Source organism: Pseudomonas syringae group sp. 243L2, from assembly GCF_032587875.1.
Taxonomy (GTDB): domain Bacteria; phylum Pseudomonadota; class Gammaproteobacteria; order Pseudomonadales; family Pseudomonadaceae; genus Aquipseudomonas; species Aquipseudomonas amygdali.
Map to the genome: position 1 here is coordinate 157,508 of NZ_JAWHPL010000025.1, position 17,486 is coordinate 174,993.

Here is a 17,486-nt window from a genome sequence, read left to right on the forward strand (position 1 = left end):
TCACTTCTCCTCGCACGCCTGGCGGAATACATCCCGAAAATGCTCTGCGGTGTGGCTCCAGACTCTGGCCTTGCCCATGTGCGAGGCGTTTTCGGCCCATTTTTTGACCAGCTCCGGATCCGCGCAAGCTTGCGTCAGAGCCTTTGCCAGTCCGTCCACATCGCCTTGCGGATAAATCATGCCGTTGCCGTGCGAGACTTCTTCGGCAAACGAGCGTGCATCAGAAGTAATCACGCCCCTGCCACACGCCACCGCCCATGACAGCGCGCCGCTGGTGCCGCGCAGTTTGCCCAGAAGCTTCAGTTTGCTCGATTCGCGATAAGGCAGGACCATCACGTGATGGGCCTGGATTACCTGCGGGATCTGCTCGGCAGGCAGGTCCAGTTGCCAGTCGATCAGATCGACAAGGCCCAGTTGGCGGATACGCAGGCGCAGTTGCTCCAGGTAGCTGCCGGACGGGCCGAAGGCCATTTCCGGCTCGCTGCCGCCTGCCAGGGTCAGGCGTACGGTCGACCTCAACGCAGGCTGCGCGGTGAAAACGCTGGCCAGCGCATCAAGCAGGTCTTCGATTCCCTTGCCGCGATAAATGAAGCCGAAATACAGCAGGCGCAATGGCTTCAGAGGTGGTAGCGGGGCGGGAGCGATGGCGACGTTGCCGTGACTGATCACCGCCATCTGTGCGGTTTTCAGCCCCATGCGCTGACGCAGGCTCTGGCTGCCCGCCTGGGTCAGTGTCACCAGACGGGTCATGTGCTGCGCCAATTGCCGTTCTTCACGCAGGCACAGCGGGTCGGCCAGCACCGTCGCCATTTCCGGCAGCGGTGAGCGCATGCCGCTGGCGATCGATAAGGGCCATGGCAGTTTTTCGCGCCGCCACACCAGCCGCTCGGGATCGTGCACTGTCGCGGTCAACGGCAGCTTCGGGAAGCGTCGACGCAAGGCACGCAGGGCCTGAAACTCTGCCAGCCGTCCGCCGCCCAGTTCGGCATGGACCAGATCGATTTCGCTCCAGTCCGTTTCGGCCACGCGCCGTTCTGCGGCACGTGGATCGTTGCCGACACCCAGCAGCGGTGTACTGACCTGCAGGCCGAGGCTTTCGAGCGCATGCCGCAGGTGACCGGCATAATCGGCGATGCCGTTCTGCTCGGGTGGCAGCGGCGCAAGCAGGGCAATGCGCATCAGCCTCGGCTCCCGATCCGTTTGAGGAAGTTAAGTACCTGCTCCGGTACCTCGAAACGACGGCGGTTGATAATGATGCCGTCGACTTTCTTGAATGCGGTGTTGAGGTTATTCAAGGTGTCTTCCAGCATCGGCACGGTGGTGTCTTCGGCACGCACCACCAACACGATCAGGTCAGCCTTGCGTAGCAGCACAAAAGCATCCTGATTGGCGGAAAGTGCCGAAGCGTTGATCAACACGATTTCGCCAGGACTGGCCGGCCCGCGGCCTTCGGTGCGGACCTGATGACCCTGTTCGATCAGCAAGGTGCTGAGCCGCTCGATCACGAACGACACGCCCGCGCCTGACTTGACCGAGGTGAAGCCGATGGTCAGGCCGCGCTCGTCTACCTGATCGAGCGGCAGAATGCCGTATACCCGGTGCAAATTGGAGGTGAAGGCTGCACTGCGCTCCTGAGCACGTTCCAGGTCGGGCAGACTGGTCCAGACCGGGACGCCGAAGCTGCTCTCGATCTTGTCGCCGTCGTGGATGCGCTGGTCCAGCAGGTAGAAGAAGTAAAGCGCCACGGCACCGACCACAATACTCAGCGGGAATGCCAGAAACAGCATCAGCAGGCTTTTCGGGAACACCCGGCTGGGGTTGAAGGTGGCGTCTTCGATGGTCGCGATATTGCTGATCTGGCTGTTGTCCAGCTCACGGTCAATACGCGATTTTTCCAGGCTGTCCTTGTACAGCGCATAGCTTTTCTCGGCCGCATCCAGTTCGTTCTGCAGGCGCGAAAGCTCCGGCTCCAGATTCAGTGCCTGCTGGCGGTCGCTTTCCAGCTGCGCGATCTGCGCATTTTGCTGAACGAGCTGGGTTTGCAGGCGCGCGTAGCTGGTCTGCTGATCGGCGTACACGTTCTGCATGCGGTTGTAGATGGGGTTGGGAGTGATGCTTTCAGAGCGCTGGACGGTGGCTTCCTGTTCCTTGAGCAGCTTCTTGAGGTTGTTGACCTCCTCATTGATCGCCCGGATTGGCGGCGCCTCTTCCTTGAACGAGCGGAGCATTTCCTGACGCTCCACTTCCTTGCCATTGATGCGGTTCTGCAAGTCCTGGCGATTGGGGTTCAACGCCAGTTCGCGACCTGCCGAGACTGTCTTGGGCTGCTCTGCCAACTGCTTTTTCAGCAGGTCCAGGCCGGCCTTGGTAGACGCAATGGAACGGGTTGTGTTGTTGCGCTCGGTACGCAGATCGTTGAGCCCCTGCGAGGTATCCGCCAGGCGCTGGGAAATGCTCACTGCGCTCAACTGGTTCAGGTAATTCTGGATTTGCTTCTTGTACTCGATGATGTTCGCGCCGGTCGTTTTCACTTCCGATTCATAGAACGCGTACAGGCTGACCCGGCCCAGTGTCTTTGTGCGTTGCAACTGGTACTCGGTGATCCAGGTCCTGAGCACGGTCTGGGCGATGTCCGGGTCGTTCCAGGTAAATCTCAGCTCCATCACCGACGAGCCCGGTTCGTGGCTGACCTTGAAGTTTTTCTCCAGATCCTCGGCCAGGCGTTCGGCCTGCGAGCGATGCTCCACCAGACCGATAAATTGCAGAACGTTGCGTACGCCGTTGACGACTGCCCCGACGACTGCCTTGAGGCCGTTTTTCACCGACGCCAGAACGCCGGTTTCAGGCGGCACCATAGACAGCTCGGCGAGGTATTTTTCGGACACGGCACGCATGATCGGCCGCCCGCTGAGCATGCGCTCTTCGTCGAGCAGCGGATCACGCAGGCCGCTCGGTATAACGATAGCCTGACGGTCGGACAGCTCGATAGGTACAGTGCTGCTGTCACGGCCGGGCTTGACCAGCAGCAAAGCTGTGGACTCGTAGCGGTTGGGGAGCAGAAACGCGCCCAGAAGGATGATGACGAAGGTCGCCAGCACGGTGATCCTGACTTCGCGCTTGAAAATGAACAGCAGGCGCAGCAGGTCGCGGAATGAGCGGATGTTGATCATGTCTGTTTCCCTGACAATTAATTGTTGTTGCGCAGCTCGTAGTTCATGCCCAGGCCGATCGACTTCGCGAAGGGGATCAGCTGGTTGAAATACAGGGATACGCCGTCAACCTTGTTGCCGACCGATGATTTGGGAACGAACACGATATCGCCACGTTTCAGCAGTACCGGCGCTGTAGGGCCACCCGCACCGCCCGCCCAGAGAAACTTGCTGTAATCAAAGAAATAGGTCTTGTAGAGCCCGTTTTCTTCCTGACGCAGCAGCGCGACCTGACCGGCATCGGCATCCAGCGCCACACCGCCCGCGCCGACAATCGCCTGATCGAGATTGGTAGCAACGTTAACCGGCAACGTTACCGAGTTACGTACGGCGCCGCCGACAAACACGGTGTTGCCCGGTGACTGGGAAATGTTGATGGTCAGTGCCGTCTCGCGGTAGACATTCTGCAGCTTGCTTTCCAGCAGGTCATTCAACTGCTGGAGTGTCAGGCCCGCAGCCTTGACAGTGCCGATGTAAGGGTAGGAAAAGGTGCCGTCGTTGAGCACCTGAAACAGGGTCAGCTCGTAGATGGAGTTGGCGGTAAACGCCGAAATCGACGGTGCCTCGCCACTGTTGCGCACGATTCGCAGGGTATCGCCAGGACGGATTCTTTCCGGCGGCAGCGGTTTGCCCGCCAGTGCGCGACCTGCCGCCTGACCGGCTTCAATTTGCGCACGGTCATCCGGCAAGCCCACCCTGGACGGGGTGTTACATGCACTCAACAGCAATAAGCTTGCGATCAGCATCATGCTTTTCATTGGTCCTGAACTCCTGTCGAGCACAAATACGGCTCCCTTGCGGGTAATAAATTCATGTTGGCGGGTACTGCCTGTTCCGGTTGCTATCAATTGAAAACCGAGTGAATCAAGCGGCGTTTGCCGCTCGTGGATCAGCTCTTCACAGTCTTGTCGGGAACACGTCCGTAAATATCGGTGAAACGCACGATATCGTCTTCGCCCAGGTACTCACCGCTCTGCACCTCGATCATCACCAGGTCGATGACGCCCGGATTGACCAGCCGGTGCGTGAACCCCGGTTTGATGAACGTCGACTCGTTGGTATCAAGCATGAATTCACGCTCGCCGTTGGTGACGGTGGCCATGCCGCTGACCACGATCCAGTGCTCGCTGCGGTGATGGTGCATCTGCAATGAGAGTGATGCCTGCGGGCGAACCACAATGCGCTTGATCTTGAAACGCTTGCCTTCTTCGAGCACCGTGTAGGTGCCCCACGGACGCGTGACGGTGCGGTGCAGACGGTAGGCATCATGGCCCTGGCGCTTGAGCTCCTGAGCGATGACCTTGACGTCCTGACTGCGGCGTCCGTCTGCGATCAGCAAGGCGTCGGGGGTGTCGATGATGATCAGGTTGTCGAGGCCAATAGCGCCCACCAGACGTTTGGGTGAGTCGATGTAGCAATTGCTGACGTCATGCAGCACGGCTTCGCCATTGCAGTAATTGCCTTGAGCGTCGACGGGAGACAGCTCACGCACGGCCTGCCAGGAACCGATATCACTCCAGCCGAGCTGGCAGGGCACTACGGCGACCTTTTCGGAGCGCTCCATCAGCGCGTAGTCGATGGAAATGTCCGGGGTCAGGGCAAACGATTCGCTGTCCAGCTCGACTTGCAGTTCACGATTGCCTTCCTTGCGCGGGCTCGATGCCAGGCAACTGCTGACCGCATTCAGCACGTCAGGCGCGTGAGTACGCAGCTCTTGAAGCACGGCATCGGCACGCATGCAGAACATCCCGGCATTCCAGAAATGCAGACCACCGTCCACATAGCCCTGGGCGGTGACTGCATCGGGTTTTTCGACAAAACGGGCGACCTGACAGGCATCGGCGTCAAGTGCCGGGCCTTTTTCGATATAGCCAAAACCGGTTTCCGCTGCGGTCGGCACGATGCCGAACGTCACCATCCAACCCTCAGTGGCCAGCTTCTGCGCGGCCGTCACTGCTCTGGAGAATTCCTCGACATTGGTAATCAGGTGATCAGCAGGCAAAACCAGCAACTGCGCGTCATCGCCATACAGCTGGCTGACATGCAGCGCAGCGGCAGCAACCGCCGCTGCGGTATTACGCCCGAAGGGCTCGAGGATGAAATCCAGACGCGCATTGCCTTTGTTTAACTGGCGATAGTCGTCCACCGTGCGGAAGTACACCTCCCGGTTGGTAACCGTCAGCAGGCGATCGACTCCGGGCAGGCCGACCGCCCGCAGGAAGGTCTTCTGCAGCAGGCTCTGGCCGTCGGGAAGGCGCATGAACGGCTTGGGCATGGCTTCTCGCGAGACCGGCCACAGACGGGTGCCGGAGCCACCGGCGATGATGCAGGGAATAAGCGTGCTCATCAGTAAGCCTCGCGAGTGAATAGCACTGCAGGCACAGTGCGCATAAGGATGTACAGGTCGAACCAGACAGACCAGTTTTCGATGTACTCGAGATCGAACTCGACGCGTTTTTCGATTTTTTCCACGGTGTCGGTTTCACCACGATAGCCGTTAATCTGCGCCAGCCCGGTGATCCCCGGTTTGACGCGATGCCGCGACGTGTATTCTTTCACCGCTTGCTCGAACAAAATCCCTGCAGCCTTGGTGGCCGTCGCATGTGGGCGTGGCCCGACCATTGACATGCTGCCTGCCGCTACGTTGAACAGCTGTGGCAGTTCATCCAGGCTGGTCTTGCGAATGAAGCGCCCGACCCGTGTGATTCTGGCATCGCCACGGGTGGTCTGGCGCTCGGCCGTTGCATCGGCCTGGTGCTGATGCATGGAGCGGAACTTGAATACTTCGATCAGGCGATTGTTGTAACCGTAGCGCTTCTGGCGGAAAAACACCGGGCCTGGGGAGTCGAGCTTGATCGCCAGCGCAACCAGCAGCATTACCGGTGACAACACCAGCAAAGCGAGCGACGACAGAACGATATCTTCGGCGCGCTTGATGAATGGAGACCAGCCACTGAGCGGCAGATCCGACGCATTGAACATCGGCAGCCGGGCCACTTCGGTAATGCGGTTGTGGGTATGCCGGAAGGCAATCATGTCCGGCACCAGCAACACGTTGACCGGTAGCCTGCGCAGTTCGCGAATGATGTAATCCATGCGGTTTTCCGCCGTCCAGGGCAGGGCGACCAGCACCTGGGTCACTTTCTCTTCGCGAATCAGCCGTTCCAGGTCGCTGGTATTGCCCAGCAGGGGCAGGTTGGCCACAGTCTTGGGCATGCGACCGATCCGGTCGTCGATAAAACCGGTGACACCCGAACGGATGTCCTGATGCTCAAGCAGGTACTCGGCCAGGCGCAGGCCATTTTCCGTCGCGCCCAGAATCACAGCGTGTTGCAGGAATACACCCTTGCGCATCTGCCGCTTGAACAGCATCAACAGCAGCAGGCGAATGATGCCGAACAGCGCCAGGCTGGTCAGGTACCAGATCAGCGATTCTTCGGGAGAGAGATAGCCGAACAGCCCCATTGCCTGTTGCATGAACAGCAATAGCCCGAAGGCTGCGGTCCAGGCAACTGCCAGCGCGCCCATGCGCAGATCGTTGCTGAACAACGCTTCGGAATAGACGCCCATGGCCTGAAACACCAACACGCCGACAAAGCCGAAAAACAGCAGCATGGTCATATAACCCTGCTGTGTTTCCGGGCCGTCATGCTTGATAAGCATCATGATTGCAAGGCCGGGCAGAATGCAGGCAATGCCATGGGCCAGCCGAATACCGAAAAGAAAGTATTCGACCAGACTGGTGCGGGTGAGCGAAAGACTGTCGACCGGCTGCAACCTCATAGAACTCCCTTACTCCCTGTATGCGTCTGGATCCTGCTGATCCTGGGCGTTTTGCGATGACGCTTTTGCAGCTTCAAATAGGCATCTGTTCACAGATAGTGTCCAAGCGTAGCCAGTTACGTGTCGAGGTCATGACGAATCCGGACTGTCTTTTGTGAATATCACTTTATATATGTCGTCCTGTTCCGAATTTTATTTAAGACTTTTCAACCATTTGTAGATGAAACTTCCCTCAATTGAGGGGCCTGCTGTCAGTAAAGCTCATGAAACAAATAGCGTCAGTACAAAAGTGTGCCAACCCTGATGCAATCGTTGCTCCAGAGCTTCTGCTTCCGGGTTTTGCCCAGTATTGGCGGGGGTTGATCTGTTCTTGATGACGTGAAAAAAATTTCTGTGACGGGTGGGCCTTTTTGACATGTGCGGGGTCACAGTCATGCGTCGTGCGAAATGTATGCGGGCGCTGGTTACAGAAAGAGCGTCGCTCGCAGGCTTCAATTCGTAGGGTTCGTCAGAGGAGGTGTCATGACACAACGCAGGGCAATGCTCATTCTTCACGGTAAACAGGCGCTCAACGAAGACGTACGTGATGCCGTTGCAGACAAGCGCAAGCAGGGCTGGGAGCTGGACGTGAGGCTTACCTGGGAAGCTGGCGATGCCCAGCGCCTGGTTGGCGAAGCGCTGGCCGCCGGGCATCGGCATATCGTGGCGGGCGGTGGTGACGGTACCTTGCGAGATATCGCCGAGGCCCTGGCGTTGGCTGAAACACAAGCCAGCCTGACTATTTTGCCGCTGGGCACTGCCAACGATTTTGCCCGCGCAGCCGGGGTGCCTCTTGAGGTCTCCAAGGCTCTGCAACTGATGGACGTAGCACCGCGTGCCGTCGATCTGGGTGACGTCGGCGGCAAACTGTTCCTCAACATGGCTACCGGCGGCTTTGGCAGTCAGGTAACGGCCAACACATCCGAAGACCTGAAAAAGGTATTGGGCGGCGCGGCCTATCTGTTTACCGGCCTGACAAGGTTCAGCGAATTGCATGCTGCCCACGGCGAACTCACCGGGCCGGATTTCCACTGGCGCGGCGATCTTCTTGCCTTGGGTATCGGTAACGGCAGGCAGGCTGGCGGTGGACACGAGCTGTGTCCGACCGCGTTGGCTGATGATGGCCTGCTCGACATCAGTATCCTGCCAGCGCCTCAGGAAGTGGTCGGCACGCTGAGAAGTCTGCTGGAAGGCGGACTGGGCATCGACAACATGTTCATCCGCGCGCGTCTGCCCTGGGTAGAACTCAAGTCGGCTCAGGGGCTGGATATCAACCTCGATGGCGAGCCGTTATCTGGCGAGGACCTGCGCTTTGAGGCACGACCGGGCGCGCTACAGGTGCATTTGCCGGCCGATTCACCGGTGCTGAGCCGTGCACCGATGCTCAATCGTCCAGACTGATAATCCGTTCGCGAACGCAAAACAGGACCAGCCCGGCGACATCGAATATCTGCAGCCGCTTCATGACCTGGGAGCGGTGGGTCTCGATAGTCTTGATGCTCAGCCCCAGGCCGTCGGCGATCTCACGCGTGGACTTGCCACGCACGATCAGGCGCAGGATTTCCAGTTGGCGAGCGGTCAGGTGATATCGCTCCTTGGCCGCCCGGGCCCTGTCCGAGCGTGTTCCGCGCAGGGCGCGCTCGATAACGGTATGAGCGATGGCCGGGCTCAGATAGCGTTCGTTGTTGCGCAGCGCTTCCAGTGCCTGTTCCAGTTCGGTAGCTGTGGTGTCCTTGAGCAGATAGCCGCGAGCCCCGATGTCGAGCGCACGCATGATCATGTCCGGGTCGGTGTGCATCGACAGGATCAATACCTTGCAATGTGGCTGTACTTTCAACAAGTGTTCGAGCGCCTCAAGGCCGTCGACGCTCTTCATCCAGATATCGAGCAGGATGATGTCGGGCTTGAGTCGCTGCGCCAGGCTCGACAACTGCGCGCCGTCCGCCGTTTCACCGATAATGGCGTAGCCCGGCATTTCTGCAACCAGCGCTCGCACGCCGGCTCTGATCAGGGAGTGGTCGTCGACCAGTAACAGATTGCAGGTCATTGTGGCTTCTTGTGTAAATGGGACCGCCGAGGCGTGCTTTCAGTCCCTGGTCAACCTTTAAGACGATTTGAAAGCAGTGAAGACAATAGGACGGAAAACCCTGACGTGACAACATCACTTCAATGACATTGCGTGTGTGATGCTCGACAGTCGAGCGTTATCGTTGGGTTGCGTCCTTCACCGCTGCCGATTGCGAGGAAGCGCTGGCCAGCTTTTCCAACAGCTCCAGCTGTTCGTTGTTGTCCATCGTCAACTCACCCGTTTGCGGATCGAGAAGCTCGACCTGCCAGGACATCAGCATCAGGCAGTTTTTGACGGTCAGCAGGGTTTCCTGTGAGAGTTCGTTGGCCTGGTCGCCGCTTTTCAATAATTGACACAGCTGACGTGAAAACTCGGCAATACAAGGCACAGGCGCGGCTTCCGCCTCCTGGGCCAGCGTGCGCAGGGTGGTCAGAAGGCAGCCGGTGGCGTCCTCGTCGTTGGGGATCAACTCCAGGTGCGAAAGACATTCTTCCGACTTGTACAGAAGTGCCTGAGAGGTGCTCAGGAACTGGTCGTGCTTATGCTGCCAATCGTTGTTGCTCAGCATCCTTTGTCTCCACTGATCATGGATAGCGAACTTCCGCCCGCGGCGAATGGCTGACAGTTAATGTCGATTTCAAACAAAAGTATGTAGGGCATTTCTGAATGTTGCCAGCGCCGCTTGATTACAAGGTTTGAAAAGCGGACACGAACCTGACGCCATTCTTGTATTGAGAATGGCGTCACAATAGTGGCAATTAGATGTCGATCATATCAGGTTATCCCCGATTGACTTTTTGTGCTTCTTTGATTTTTACCTTGAGCGACTGGGTATGTTCAGGCTTTTCCAGGACGCGCTCATCGTCGTATTTGTCTGGCAGGAAAGCGACACCAGTAAATCATGATGGTAAAGTGACATCAATACTGAGAATGGCCTTTCATCGCCATTAAGGTCCGGCTGGTTTCAGCCGATACAGGCTCAACAGACTCATCGTGACCATTGCTTCAGGAGCTAATAATGGCAGGCATTCTCGACACAGTAGATCAGCGCACACAACTGGTGGGCGAGAATCGCCTGGAAATCCTCATGTTTCGCCTTGCCGGTCGGCAATTGTTTGCGATCAACGTGTTCAAGGTCCAGGAAGTATTGCAGCTACCCAAGCTGACCCTCATGCCGCAACGTCACTCGTTCGTCTGTGGCGTGGTCAACCTGCGTGGCCAGACCCTGCCGGTGATCGACCTTTCCCAGGCCATTGGTATGCGGCCGCTGGTGCCGGGGCCTGGCAGCACGATCATCGTCACCGAGTACAATCGCTCGGTTCAGGCCTTCCTGGTCGGTGGTGTGGATCGCATCGTCAACATGAACTGGGACGCGATCATGCCGCCGCCGGCCAGCGCCGGTCGTCAGCATTACCTGACGGCGATCAGCAAGGTCGATGACCAACTGGTAGAAATCATCGACGTCGAAAAAGTACTTGCCGAGATCGTGCCGTACAACGCCAAGGTGTCCCGCGAGAAGCTCGAAGACCCGGTACTGGAAAATGCCCGTGGTCGTGAGGTGTTGCTGGTCGATGACTCCAAGGTGGCACTGGCGCAGTTGCGCGACACGCTGTCTCAATTGGGCCTCAAGCTGCACGTGGCCAGTGATGGTCTCAAGGCGTTGAACATGCTCAAGGGTTGGGCGGACGCGGGCGAGAACGTCCATGAAAAGCTGCTGATGGTATTCACCGATGCCGAAATGCCGGAAATGGACGGTTATCGCCTGACCACCGAGATTCGCAACGATCCGCGTTTGCGCAGTCTTTACATCGTTCTGCACACCTCGTTGTCCGGCAGCTTCAACGAATCGATGGTCAAGAAGGTCGGTTGCGACAACTTCCTCTCCAAATTCCAGCCCGACAAGCTGGTCGAAGTAGTGCGCGAACGTCTTTTGATGATTGGCTGATACCTCGCGCGATTGTTGATCGCGGATGCCTGCCGCTCCGGCTTCGGATAAGCTTCGATGTCTTCGTCAAAGCTTATCCCGCCATCAAAGGAACCGGCTCTCATGTTGCGTCTCAGCTCTCTCTATCGTTTCCCTCTCAAATCCTGCAAGGCGGAGACGCTGCAACGCGCGTCGTTCGACCAGTTGGGGTTGGCGGGGGACCGACGCTGGATGCTGGTCGACGAAAGCAACGGTCGGTTCTTCACCCAGCGCGCCCTGTCGCACATGTCCCAACTGACGGTGTTGTGGAATGCCAGCGGCGGCGTAACCCTTTCGGCACCCGGTTTCGAGCCTCTGGATGTCGCGGTTCCGCTGGACATCGAGTCGAACCTGCGTGGTGTGACAGTCTGGCGTGATTCGTTGCAGGTGCCGGACGCTGGCGATGTGGCAGCCGAATGGGTCAGCCGGTTTATTGGCAAGCCCACCCGCATGGTTTATCTGCCGGCAGAGCGTGCGCGCTGGCTGCCCGGGAGCTATCAGACGATTAACGATCGGGTGAGTTTTGCCGATGGCTTCCCGTTGCTGCTGATTGGTCAGGGCTCGCTCGATGACCTGTCGACCCGCCTGGGCAGGCCATTGGAAATGCTGCGCTTCAGACCCAATCTGGTGGTTGAAGGGGCCGAGGCCTTTGCCGAGGATGGCTGGAAGCGCATCCGTATCGGCGACATCGAATTCCAGCTGCTCAAGCCTTGCGCGCGCTGCATTCTCACCACTATCGACCCCGCTACCGGCGAGCGCAGCCCGGATCGCGAACCCTTCGCCACGCTCAAGACCTATCGGGAAGTGGAGGGTAACGTGCTGTTTGGCCAGAACGTGGTCAACGAGGGGCTGGGCGAGCTTGAAGTGGGTATGCCGGTCGAAGTGCTGGAATAGGTGTTGCGTGGCGGCAGGAGTGCTCTGAGAAGCACTCCTGCCGACCGGTCACTGATCGTCGAAAAACCGCTCGTGCCAGTCAACCAGCGGCTGAGGCGAGTTGAGCTTCTGGCCGTAGATCACCGAATAGGACAACACGTTCTGTACGTACTGGCGGGTTTCATCGAACGGTATGCTCTCTACCCAGACATCGAAGGCCAAGTGATTGGCACCTTTCAGCCATTGGCGTACGCGGCCTGGCCCGGCGTTGTAGGCGGCTGAAGCAAGCACGCGGTTGCCGTTGAACTGGGCATGCACCGAACTCAGGTAGGCAGCGCCCAGCTGAATGTTGGTGTCCGGGTCCAGCACCTGCTGCGGCGAGGCCAGCGGGATGCTGAACTTGCGGGCAGTTTCCTTGGCGGTGGCAGGCATCAACTGCATCAGCCCGCTGGCACCGACGCCCGAGCGAGCGTCATCCATGAAGGCGCTCTCCTGGCGCGTAATGGCGAATACCCAGCTTGAGTGCAGTCCACGCACCTTGGCTTCGCGTACCAGCGTGTCGCGATGGGCCATCGGGAAGCGAATGTCCAGATCATCCCAGTATTGCGCCTGACTGATCGTGCGAATGGCCGGGAAATACCATTTCAGGTCGTAGGCCAGTTTGGCCTGGGCAACCATTTCGTCACGGTTGAACTGGCGGCTGACGTGATACCACTCGCGTCGTCCATCGACGATTTCGCCGCGATCATGAAACTCCAGCGCACGACGCACTCCAGGGGTATTGCGTACCTTGTTGATCAGCGCCTGGCTGAGCACCAGGGGCTTGTTGTTGAGCTGATAGGGGCTTTGTGTGCGGTCGGCCGCCAGAAAACCGTAGAAGTCGCGTTCTTTGGCCACGTCCTTGTACAGAGCGGCAATCAGCGGGCTGTTGGGCTGCGCCAGTTCCAGAGAGCGGGCTTCCCAGTAACGCCAGCGATTGGTTGCAGCAAGGTCCTTGGGCAGTCGACGTGCCAGTTCGTAGGCGTCTTCCCAGCGACCCAGCCGCAGCAGCAGACGCATACGCCACTCGGTAACCGTATTGTCGCGCAGCTCCGGGTCGTACCGGGTCATGACCTCCAGGGCGCGGTCGTCGTAGCGACGTGCCAGGGTCAGGCCGATTTCCTTGGCAATTTCCACCTGCTCTTCACGGGAGAAGTGCATGGTTGCCGCGTAGCCATCGAGCATCGACAGGGCTTTCTGCGGATCCTCCTTGGCCAGTCTGCGCAGGCCAAGGCCGACCACATCGGACATGGCTTCATCCACCGGCGCGAACTGCGCGGGGTTGTTGACCATTTCCGGCTTCTGGGCGACGGCCAGCAGCAGGCGTCCTTGCGGGGCCAGCGAGTTGAGACTGTTGACCAGGGTGTTGGCCAGGCTGTAATTGCGTGCCTGAGCGGCCAGTTTGGCCCGTTGCCAGCGTTTCTGCTCTGTCAACTGGCCTGCGGCTGCCCATTGCGCGAAAAAGCCGTCGCAGGCGGCTGGCAGTGTCTTGCCGGTCATCCACAGTTTTTCTGCACTGGCATAGCCTTCGGCACGCTTGTTGTTGCTCAACTGGTATTGGCCGTACAGGCAATCCAGTTCGACGAAATTCATTTTCGGGTCGTAGTACTTGACGAACGGTTGCCAGTCACCGCGTTCCGCCAGCCAGCGCAACCAGCGCAACTTCATCCAGTTGGCCTGCGGCAGGTCTCCATGCTCGGCAAGAAACTTCTCGATTTCCGCGTTGCTGGCAGTCTTCAGGCGCGCCGTCAGCTCGTCGTATTCGAGGTAGGGCTCCAGCGGATAATCGGCCAGCGCCGTGCTGTACATCTGATACGGGCCTGAATCGCCCTTGGCCAGCGCACGCTTGGCTTCGTCGTAATACTTGCGTTGTTGGTTGAGGTCTACCGCATGAGCAGTCTGGATGGCGGTGGTGGAGAGGAGCAGGCACGATAAAAAGCTGAACAAACGACTGCGCATGAGACTTCCGAGCAGATGAGTCGTGAAAAGTATTGCTAGCTTAGCCTTTTGCCAGCTCATGGTGAAAGCATTGCCGACGAGCTTGTCTCATATGGAAATAATTGTCGGTTATGAAGGGTATGTGGAAGTTGTCACGGGTGCCACGATTCCCGACATCCGCCGGTTATCTCAGGTAGAATGCGCGCCCGGTTTTTGGAGAAGCTCATGACCCTGCTCAAATTCAGCGATGTGTCCCTTGCTTTCGGCGCCATGCCGTTATTGGACAAGGTGTCCTGGCAGATCGCCCGTGGTGAGCGGGTGTGCATCATCGGCCGTAACGGCACAGGCAAATCCAGCATGTTGAAGCTGGTAAAAGGCGTTCAGAAGCCTGATGACGGGGCTGTCTGGCGTGCGCCCGGCCTCAAGATCGGCGAATTGCCCCAGGAATTGCCGGTAGCCGACGGACGGACTGTCTTCGACGTGGTGGCCGAAGGTCTGGATGGCGTCGGTGCGTTGCTGGCCGAATACCACCATCTGGCGCAGAACTGCGTCACCGAGGAAGACCTGAACAAGCTGATGCATGTTCAGCAGGACCTCGAAGCCCGTGATGGCTGGCGCTTGCAGCAACTGGTCGAGAGCACGCTCAGCCGCTTGCAGTTGCCTGCCGACAAGACCCTGGCCGAGTTGTCCGGTGGCTGGCGTCGCCGTGTTCTGCTGGCTCAGGCGCTGGTTTCCGAGCCGGATCTGCTGCTGCTCGACGAGCCGACCAACCACCTGGATATTGGCGCTATCGCCTGGCTTGAAGAAGCCCTCAAGGATTTCCAGGGTGCGGTGCTGTTCATCACGCACGACCGGGCATTCCTGCAAAACCTTGCGACCCGTATTCTTGAGCTGGACCGCGGTGGACTGATCGACTGGGACGGCGATTACGCCAGTTTCCTGGTCCACAAGGAAGCCGCACTGGCAGCCGAAGAGACTGCCAACGCACTGTTCGACAAGCGTCTGGCCCAGGAAGAGGTCTGGATCCGGCAGGGCATCAAGGCTCGACGTACCCGTAACGAGGGCCGCGTGCGTGCCCTGAAGGAGCTGCGTGTAGAGCGTAGCGAGCGCCGTGAACGTACCGGCAAGGCCAATATCCAGCTCGATACTGCCGAGAAATCCGGCAAGCAGGTCATGGTTCTCGACAACGTCAGCTTTGCCCATCCGGGTGGCCCGATGTTGATCAAGGATTTCTCCATGGTCCTGCAGCGCGAAGACCGTATCGGTCTGCTCGGCGCGAACGGCACCGGCAAGACCACATTGCTCAAGCTGATGCTCGACAACCTCCAGCCGACCGGTGGCAAGGTTGAAGTCGGTACGCGTCTCGATGTGGCCTATTTCGACCAGTTGCGTCACCAGCTCGACCTGGAAAAGACCGTGATCGACAACGTTGCCGAGGGGCGTGACTTCATCGACATCGATGGCCAGAGCCGTCATGTCCTGAGTTACCTGGGTGACTTCCTGTTCAGCCCGCAACGTGCCCGCACGCCAGTCAAGGCGCTGTCCGGTGGCGAGCGTGCCCGTCTGTTGCTGGCCAAATTGTTCAGCAAGCCTGCCAACCTGCTGGTGCTCGACGAACCGACCAACGACCTGGACGTCGAAACTCTGGAGCTGCTCGAAGAGGTCTTGCTGACCTTTAAGGGCACCGTGCTGATGGTCAGTCACGACCGGGCATTCCTCGACAACGTCGTCACCAGCACGCTGGTGTTCGAAGGTGAAGGCAAGGTTCGCGAATACGTCGGTGGTTATCAGGACTGGCTGCGTCAGGGCGGTTCGCCGCGTCTTCTGGGTGTTGCCGACACCAAGTCGGGCAAGGCCGAACTGGCCAGCGCTGTGGTGCAGGCCGCACCGGTTGCCGCGCAGGACATGCCGGTCGCCAAGAAGAAGCTTAGCTACAAACTTCAGCGCGAGCTGGAGGCGCTGCCTGCGCAGATCGATGAGGTTGAAGGCAGGATGGCCGTCCTGACTGCAGAAATGGCCGAGCCGGGCTTTTACCAGCGTTCGGCGGAACAGACTGCTGCCGTGCTGGCGCAACTGGAAAACCTGCAGGCTGAGCTGGACAAGCTGCTGGAGCGCTGGGCCGAACTGGACGAGTGATCGCCTGACGCGTTCGTGTGATGCAGAAAAGCCCGGGTAACCGGGCTTTTTGCTGTAGCAGGCCAGATTACTCGGGCTTTTTGAGGCTCACTGCCAGCACGTCACATGGTGCGCCGTGCAGGACGTCGTTGGCAGTGGAGCCAAGCAACAAGGCCAGGCCGTGGCGGCCATGGCTGCCGACGACGATCATGTCACAAGCCTTGCTCTTGGCGAGTTTGTGGATTTCCTGCCGTGGCTGACCAATCACTATGTGGTTTTCGCTGGTTTTCAGCTGCGGGTACTTGAGTTTGAGCTTTTCGAGCTTCTCCTGGGCCTGATCCATCTGTTGCTGTTGCAATTGCGAAAGGTCCATCGGGACGTCACCGCCGAACGCCATGGCGATTGGTTCGACGATGTGCACGACCGACAGTTTTGCTTCGCTGGCCTTGGCCAGCAAGCTGGCGCGACGGATGACCGGGTCACACTCATCGGTGAGGTCAATAGCAACCAGAATGTGTTCGTATGGCATGAGGGTGTCCTCCGGGAACATTGCGATGGTGGGAGTATGGCTCTTTCGTTCGCATCTGGGCAGACCCTTGTGCAAGCCATTGTTTTCAAAAATGTTGTGAGAAGTCCGAGATCGGGTGGGGGGCAAGAAATATGACGGTCTGGATAGTCCTGTCAATCATTGGTGTGATGCTGAGCCCGCTTGTGTGGTTGCGCCCGTCGCGTCATCAGAGCGGCAGGATGGCATTGCGCATGGAGGCGCGCCGTCTGGGAATGGGTATGCAGCTTGCCCCGCAAGAGTGGCCGCACTGGCTGACGAAAGAGCCGCCAAGCCCTTGCGCACAGTACCATCGCCCGCGGCTGGGCTCGCATGCAGATGCCTGGGTTTACTGGCAGAGCGAGCCGGGTGTCTGGCGCAACCGCTGGCGTGAGGTCTGCGAAGATCCAAAGCTGCTGCCTCATCTGCAGACGTTACCCGCAGATGCCTACAAGGTCGAGGCTGACGGGCAGATGGTTGCCGTGTACTGGGCGGAGCGGGGCGAGGCAGAAGTGTTGCAGCGTATTGATAAGCTGCTCAGGGAATTGGCCTGAGCCTGACTCAAAGGCATTAAATCGCAGGCATTAAAAAGCCCGATAACAACATCGGGCCGGGGTTGGCCAGGCAGGCCGATAATTCGTCGCGTGCCGACAGGCTTTCGCCGCCATGTCGGCCTTCGCTGTTGCGCACCCGCAAATCAGCTGCATTGCGAGCCTCTTGTGGCGCAGTGTTGCGACTCTAGCCCTTTTGCTCCATTTTGTCGCGATTCCTGCAAATATTTTTTGTATGTGCCCTCAGGCGGTGCGTCCGCGCCTGATTTTCCTGGCCTACAGCTGTCTCGTGTCACGCTCTCTAGATCAGGCTACAGCACCTGAGTTCGGCTACTATCACGCTGGCGAATGATGGCGGATCGCA

Annotated in this window: 14 protein-coding genes; 5 read left to right on the forward strand and 9 right to left on the reverse strand. The window is 58.7% G+C overall.

Annotated elements, in window-relative coordinates:
* The 5 genes from RYB66_RS19180 to RYB66_RS19200 all read right to left on the reverse strand — a co-directional run bounded on the left by RYB66_RS19180 (nt 1) and on the right by RYB66_RS19200 (nt 6,992).
* Nucleotides 1-1,179, reverse strand: a complete 1,179-nt coding sequence (locus RYB66_RS19180) for a glycosyltransferase (protein ID WP_004656925.1) — start codon at nt 1,177-1,179, stop codon at nt 1-3.
* The gene (locus RYB66_RS19185) at nt 1,179-3,170 is read right to left on the reverse strand and encodes a GumC family protein (RefSeq protein WP_005744471.1); all 1,992 of its coding nucleotides are present in this window, start codon (nt 3,168-3,170) and stop codon (nt 1,179-1,181) included. Before RYB66_RS19185 ends, RYB66_RS19180 begins: the two co-directional genes overlap by 1 nt.
* Nucleotides 3,171-3,187: 17 nt before the next feature.
* Complete coding sequence (locus RYB66_RS19190) at nt 3,188-3,967, reverse strand: polysaccharide biosynthesis/export family protein (RefSeq protein ID WP_004656922.1); 780 nt, start codon at nt 3,965-3,967, stop codon at nt 3,188-3,190.
* Between the two features lie 131 nt (nt 3,968-4,098).
* The gene (locus RYB66_RS19195; RefSeq protein ID WP_005744470.1) at nt 4,099-5,556 is read right to left on the reverse strand and encodes a mannose-1-phosphate guanylyltransferase/mannose-6-phosphate isomerase; all 1,458 of its coding nucleotides are present in this window, start codon (nt 5,554-5,556) and stop codon (nt 4,099-4,101) included.
* A complete protein-coding gene (locus tag RYB66_RS19200; protein WP_004665755.1) occupies nt 5,556-6,992 on the reverse strand; it encodes an undecaprenyl-phosphate glucose phosphotransferase in 1,437 nt (478 codons plus the stop codon). The genes RYB66_RS19195 and RYB66_RS19200 overlap by 1 nt, the downstream gene beginning before the upstream one ends.
* A 522-nt stretch (nt 6,993-7,514) precedes the next feature.
* Here RYB66_RS19200 and yegS point away from each other — a divergent pair.
* Complete coding sequence (gene yegS, locus RYB66_RS19205; RefSeq protein WP_016982109.1) at nt 7,515-8,432, forward strand: lipid kinase YegS; 918 nt, start codon at nt 7,515-7,517, stop codon at nt 8,430-8,432.
* Here yegS and RYB66_RS19210 read toward each other — a convergent pair.
* Nucleotides 8,416-9,078: a response regulator gene (locus tag RYB66_RS19210; RefSeq protein ID WP_004656916.1), complete on the reverse strand. Its 663-nt coding sequence runs from the start codon at nt 9,076-9,078 to the stop codon at nt 8,416-8,418. The genes yegS and RYB66_RS19210 overlap by 17 nt on opposite strands.
* A 157-nt stretch (nt 9,079-9,235) precedes the next feature.
* Nucleotides 9,236-9,667 (reverse strand): hypothetical protein, encoded by a 432-nt coding sequence (locus tag RYB66_RS19215; RefSeq protein WP_002554116.1) that lies wholly within the window; start codon nt 9,665-9,667, stop codon nt 9,236-9,238.
* A gap of 450 nt (nt 9,668-10,117) precedes the next feature.
* On the opposite strand from RYB66_RS19215, the gene RYB66_RS19220 reads away from it, so the two are divergent.
* Together RYB66_RS19220 and RYB66_RS19225 are read left to right on the forward strand one after the other, a co-directional pair.
* Entirely contained in the window at nt 10,118-11,044 is a 927-nt protein-coding gene (locus RYB66_RS19220) for a chemotaxis protein CheV (protein WP_002554114.1), read from the forward strand.
* Between the two features lie 102 nt (nt 11,045-11,146).
* Nucleotides 11,147-11,956 (forward strand): MOSC domain-containing protein, encoded by an 810-nt coding sequence (locus RYB66_RS19225; RefSeq protein ID WP_016982110.1) that lies wholly within the window; start codon nt 11,147-11,149, stop codon nt 11,954-11,956.
* Nucleotides 11,957-12,004: 48 nt separating this feature from the next.
* Here the strand turns inward: RYB66_RS19225 and RYB66_RS19230 are convergent, their stop codons facing one another.
* On the reverse strand, nt 12,005-13,933 hold the full coding sequence (locus RYB66_RS19230; protein WP_002554112.1) for a transglycosylase SLT domain-containing protein: 1,929 nt from the start codon (nt 13,931-13,933) through the stop codon (nt 12,005-12,007).
* A 204-nt stretch (nt 13,934-14,137) separates the two neighbouring features.
* Here RYB66_RS19230 and RYB66_RS19235 point away from each other — a divergent pair, with 204 nt between their 5' ends.
* The gene (locus tag RYB66_RS19235; protein ID WP_016982116.1) at nt 14,138-16,048 is read left to right on the forward strand and encodes an ATP-binding cassette domain-containing protein; all 1,911 of its coding nucleotides are present in this window, start codon (nt 14,138-14,140) and stop codon (nt 16,046-16,048) included.
* Between the two features lie 67 nt (nt 16,049-16,115).
* On the opposite strand, the gene RYB66_RS19240 is transcribed toward RYB66_RS19235, so the two are convergent.
* Entirely contained in the window at nt 16,116-16,556 is a 441-nt protein-coding gene (locus tag RYB66_RS19240; protein WP_004665751.1) for a universal stress protein, read from the reverse strand.
* 131 nt (nt 16,557-16,687) lie between these two features.
* Here RYB66_RS19240 and RYB66_RS19245 point away from each other — a divergent pair, with 131 nt between their 5' ends.
* Nucleotides 16,688-17,125, forward strand: coding sequence for a hypothetical protein (locus RYB66_RS19245; protein WP_002554109.1), 438 nt, complete (start codon nt 16,688-16,690; stop codon nt 17,123-17,125).
* Nucleotides 17,126-17,486 lie beyond the last annotated feature (361 nt).

What these genes read in the sequence shown, in the direction of transcription:
- RYB66_RS19180 (WP_004656925.1), bottom strand. Translation starts at nt 1,179, where the DNA reads ATGCGCATTGCCCTGCTTGCGCCGCTGCCACCCGAGCAGAACGGCATC.
- RYB66_RS19185 (WP_005744471.1), bottom strand. Translation starts at nt 3,170, where the DNA reads ATGATCAACATCCGCTCATTCCGCGACCTGCTGCGCCTGCTGTTCATT.
- RYB66_RS19190 (WP_004656922.1), bottom strand. Translation starts at nt 3,967, where the DNA reads ATGAAAAGCATGATGCTGATCGCAAGCTTATTGCTGTTGAGTGCATGT.
- RYB66_RS19195 (WP_005744470.1), bottom strand. Translation starts at nt 5,556, where the DNA reads ATGAGCACGCTTATTCCCTGCATCATCGCCGGTGGCTCCGGCACCCGT.
- RYB66_RS19200 (WP_004665755.1), bottom strand. Translation starts at nt 6,992, where the DNA reads ATGAGGTTGCAGCCGGTCGACAGTCTTTCGCTCACCCGCACCAGTCTG.
- yegS (WP_016982109.1), top strand. Translation starts at nt 7,515, where the DNA reads ATGACACAACGCAGGGCAATGCTCATTCTTCACGGTAAACAGGCGCTC.
- RYB66_RS19210 (WP_004656916.1), bottom strand. Translation starts at nt 9,078, where the DNA reads ATGACCTGCAATCTGTTACTGGTCGACGACCACTCCCTGATCAGAGCC.
- RYB66_RS19215 (WP_002554116.1), bottom strand. Translation starts at nt 9,667, where the DNA reads ATGCTGAGCAACAACGATTGGCAGCATAAGCACGACCAGTTCCTGAGC.
- RYB66_RS19220 (WP_002554114.1), top strand. Translation starts at nt 10,118, where the DNA reads ATGGCAGGCATTCTCGACACAGTAGATCAGCGCACACAACTGGTGGGC.
- RYB66_RS19225 (WP_016982110.1), top strand. Translation starts at nt 11,147, where the DNA reads ATGTTGCGTCTCAGCTCTCTCTATCGTTTCCCTCTCAAATCCTGCAAG.
- RYB66_RS19230 (WP_002554112.1), bottom strand. Translation starts at nt 13,933, where the DNA reads ATGCGCAGTCGTTTGTTCAGCTTTTTATCGTGCCTGCTCCTCTCCACC.
- RYB66_RS19235 (WP_016982116.1), top strand. Translation starts at nt 14,138, where the DNA reads ATGACCCTGCTCAAATTCAGCGATGTGTCCCTTGCTTTCGGCGCCATG.
- RYB66_RS19240 (WP_004665751.1), bottom strand. Translation starts at nt 16,556, where the DNA reads ATGCCATACGAACACATTCTGGTTGCTATTGACCTCACCGATGAGTGT.
- RYB66_RS19245 (WP_002554109.1), top strand. Translation starts at nt 16,688, where the DNA reads ATGACGGTCTGGATAGTCCTGTCAATCATTGGTGTGATGCTGAGCCCG.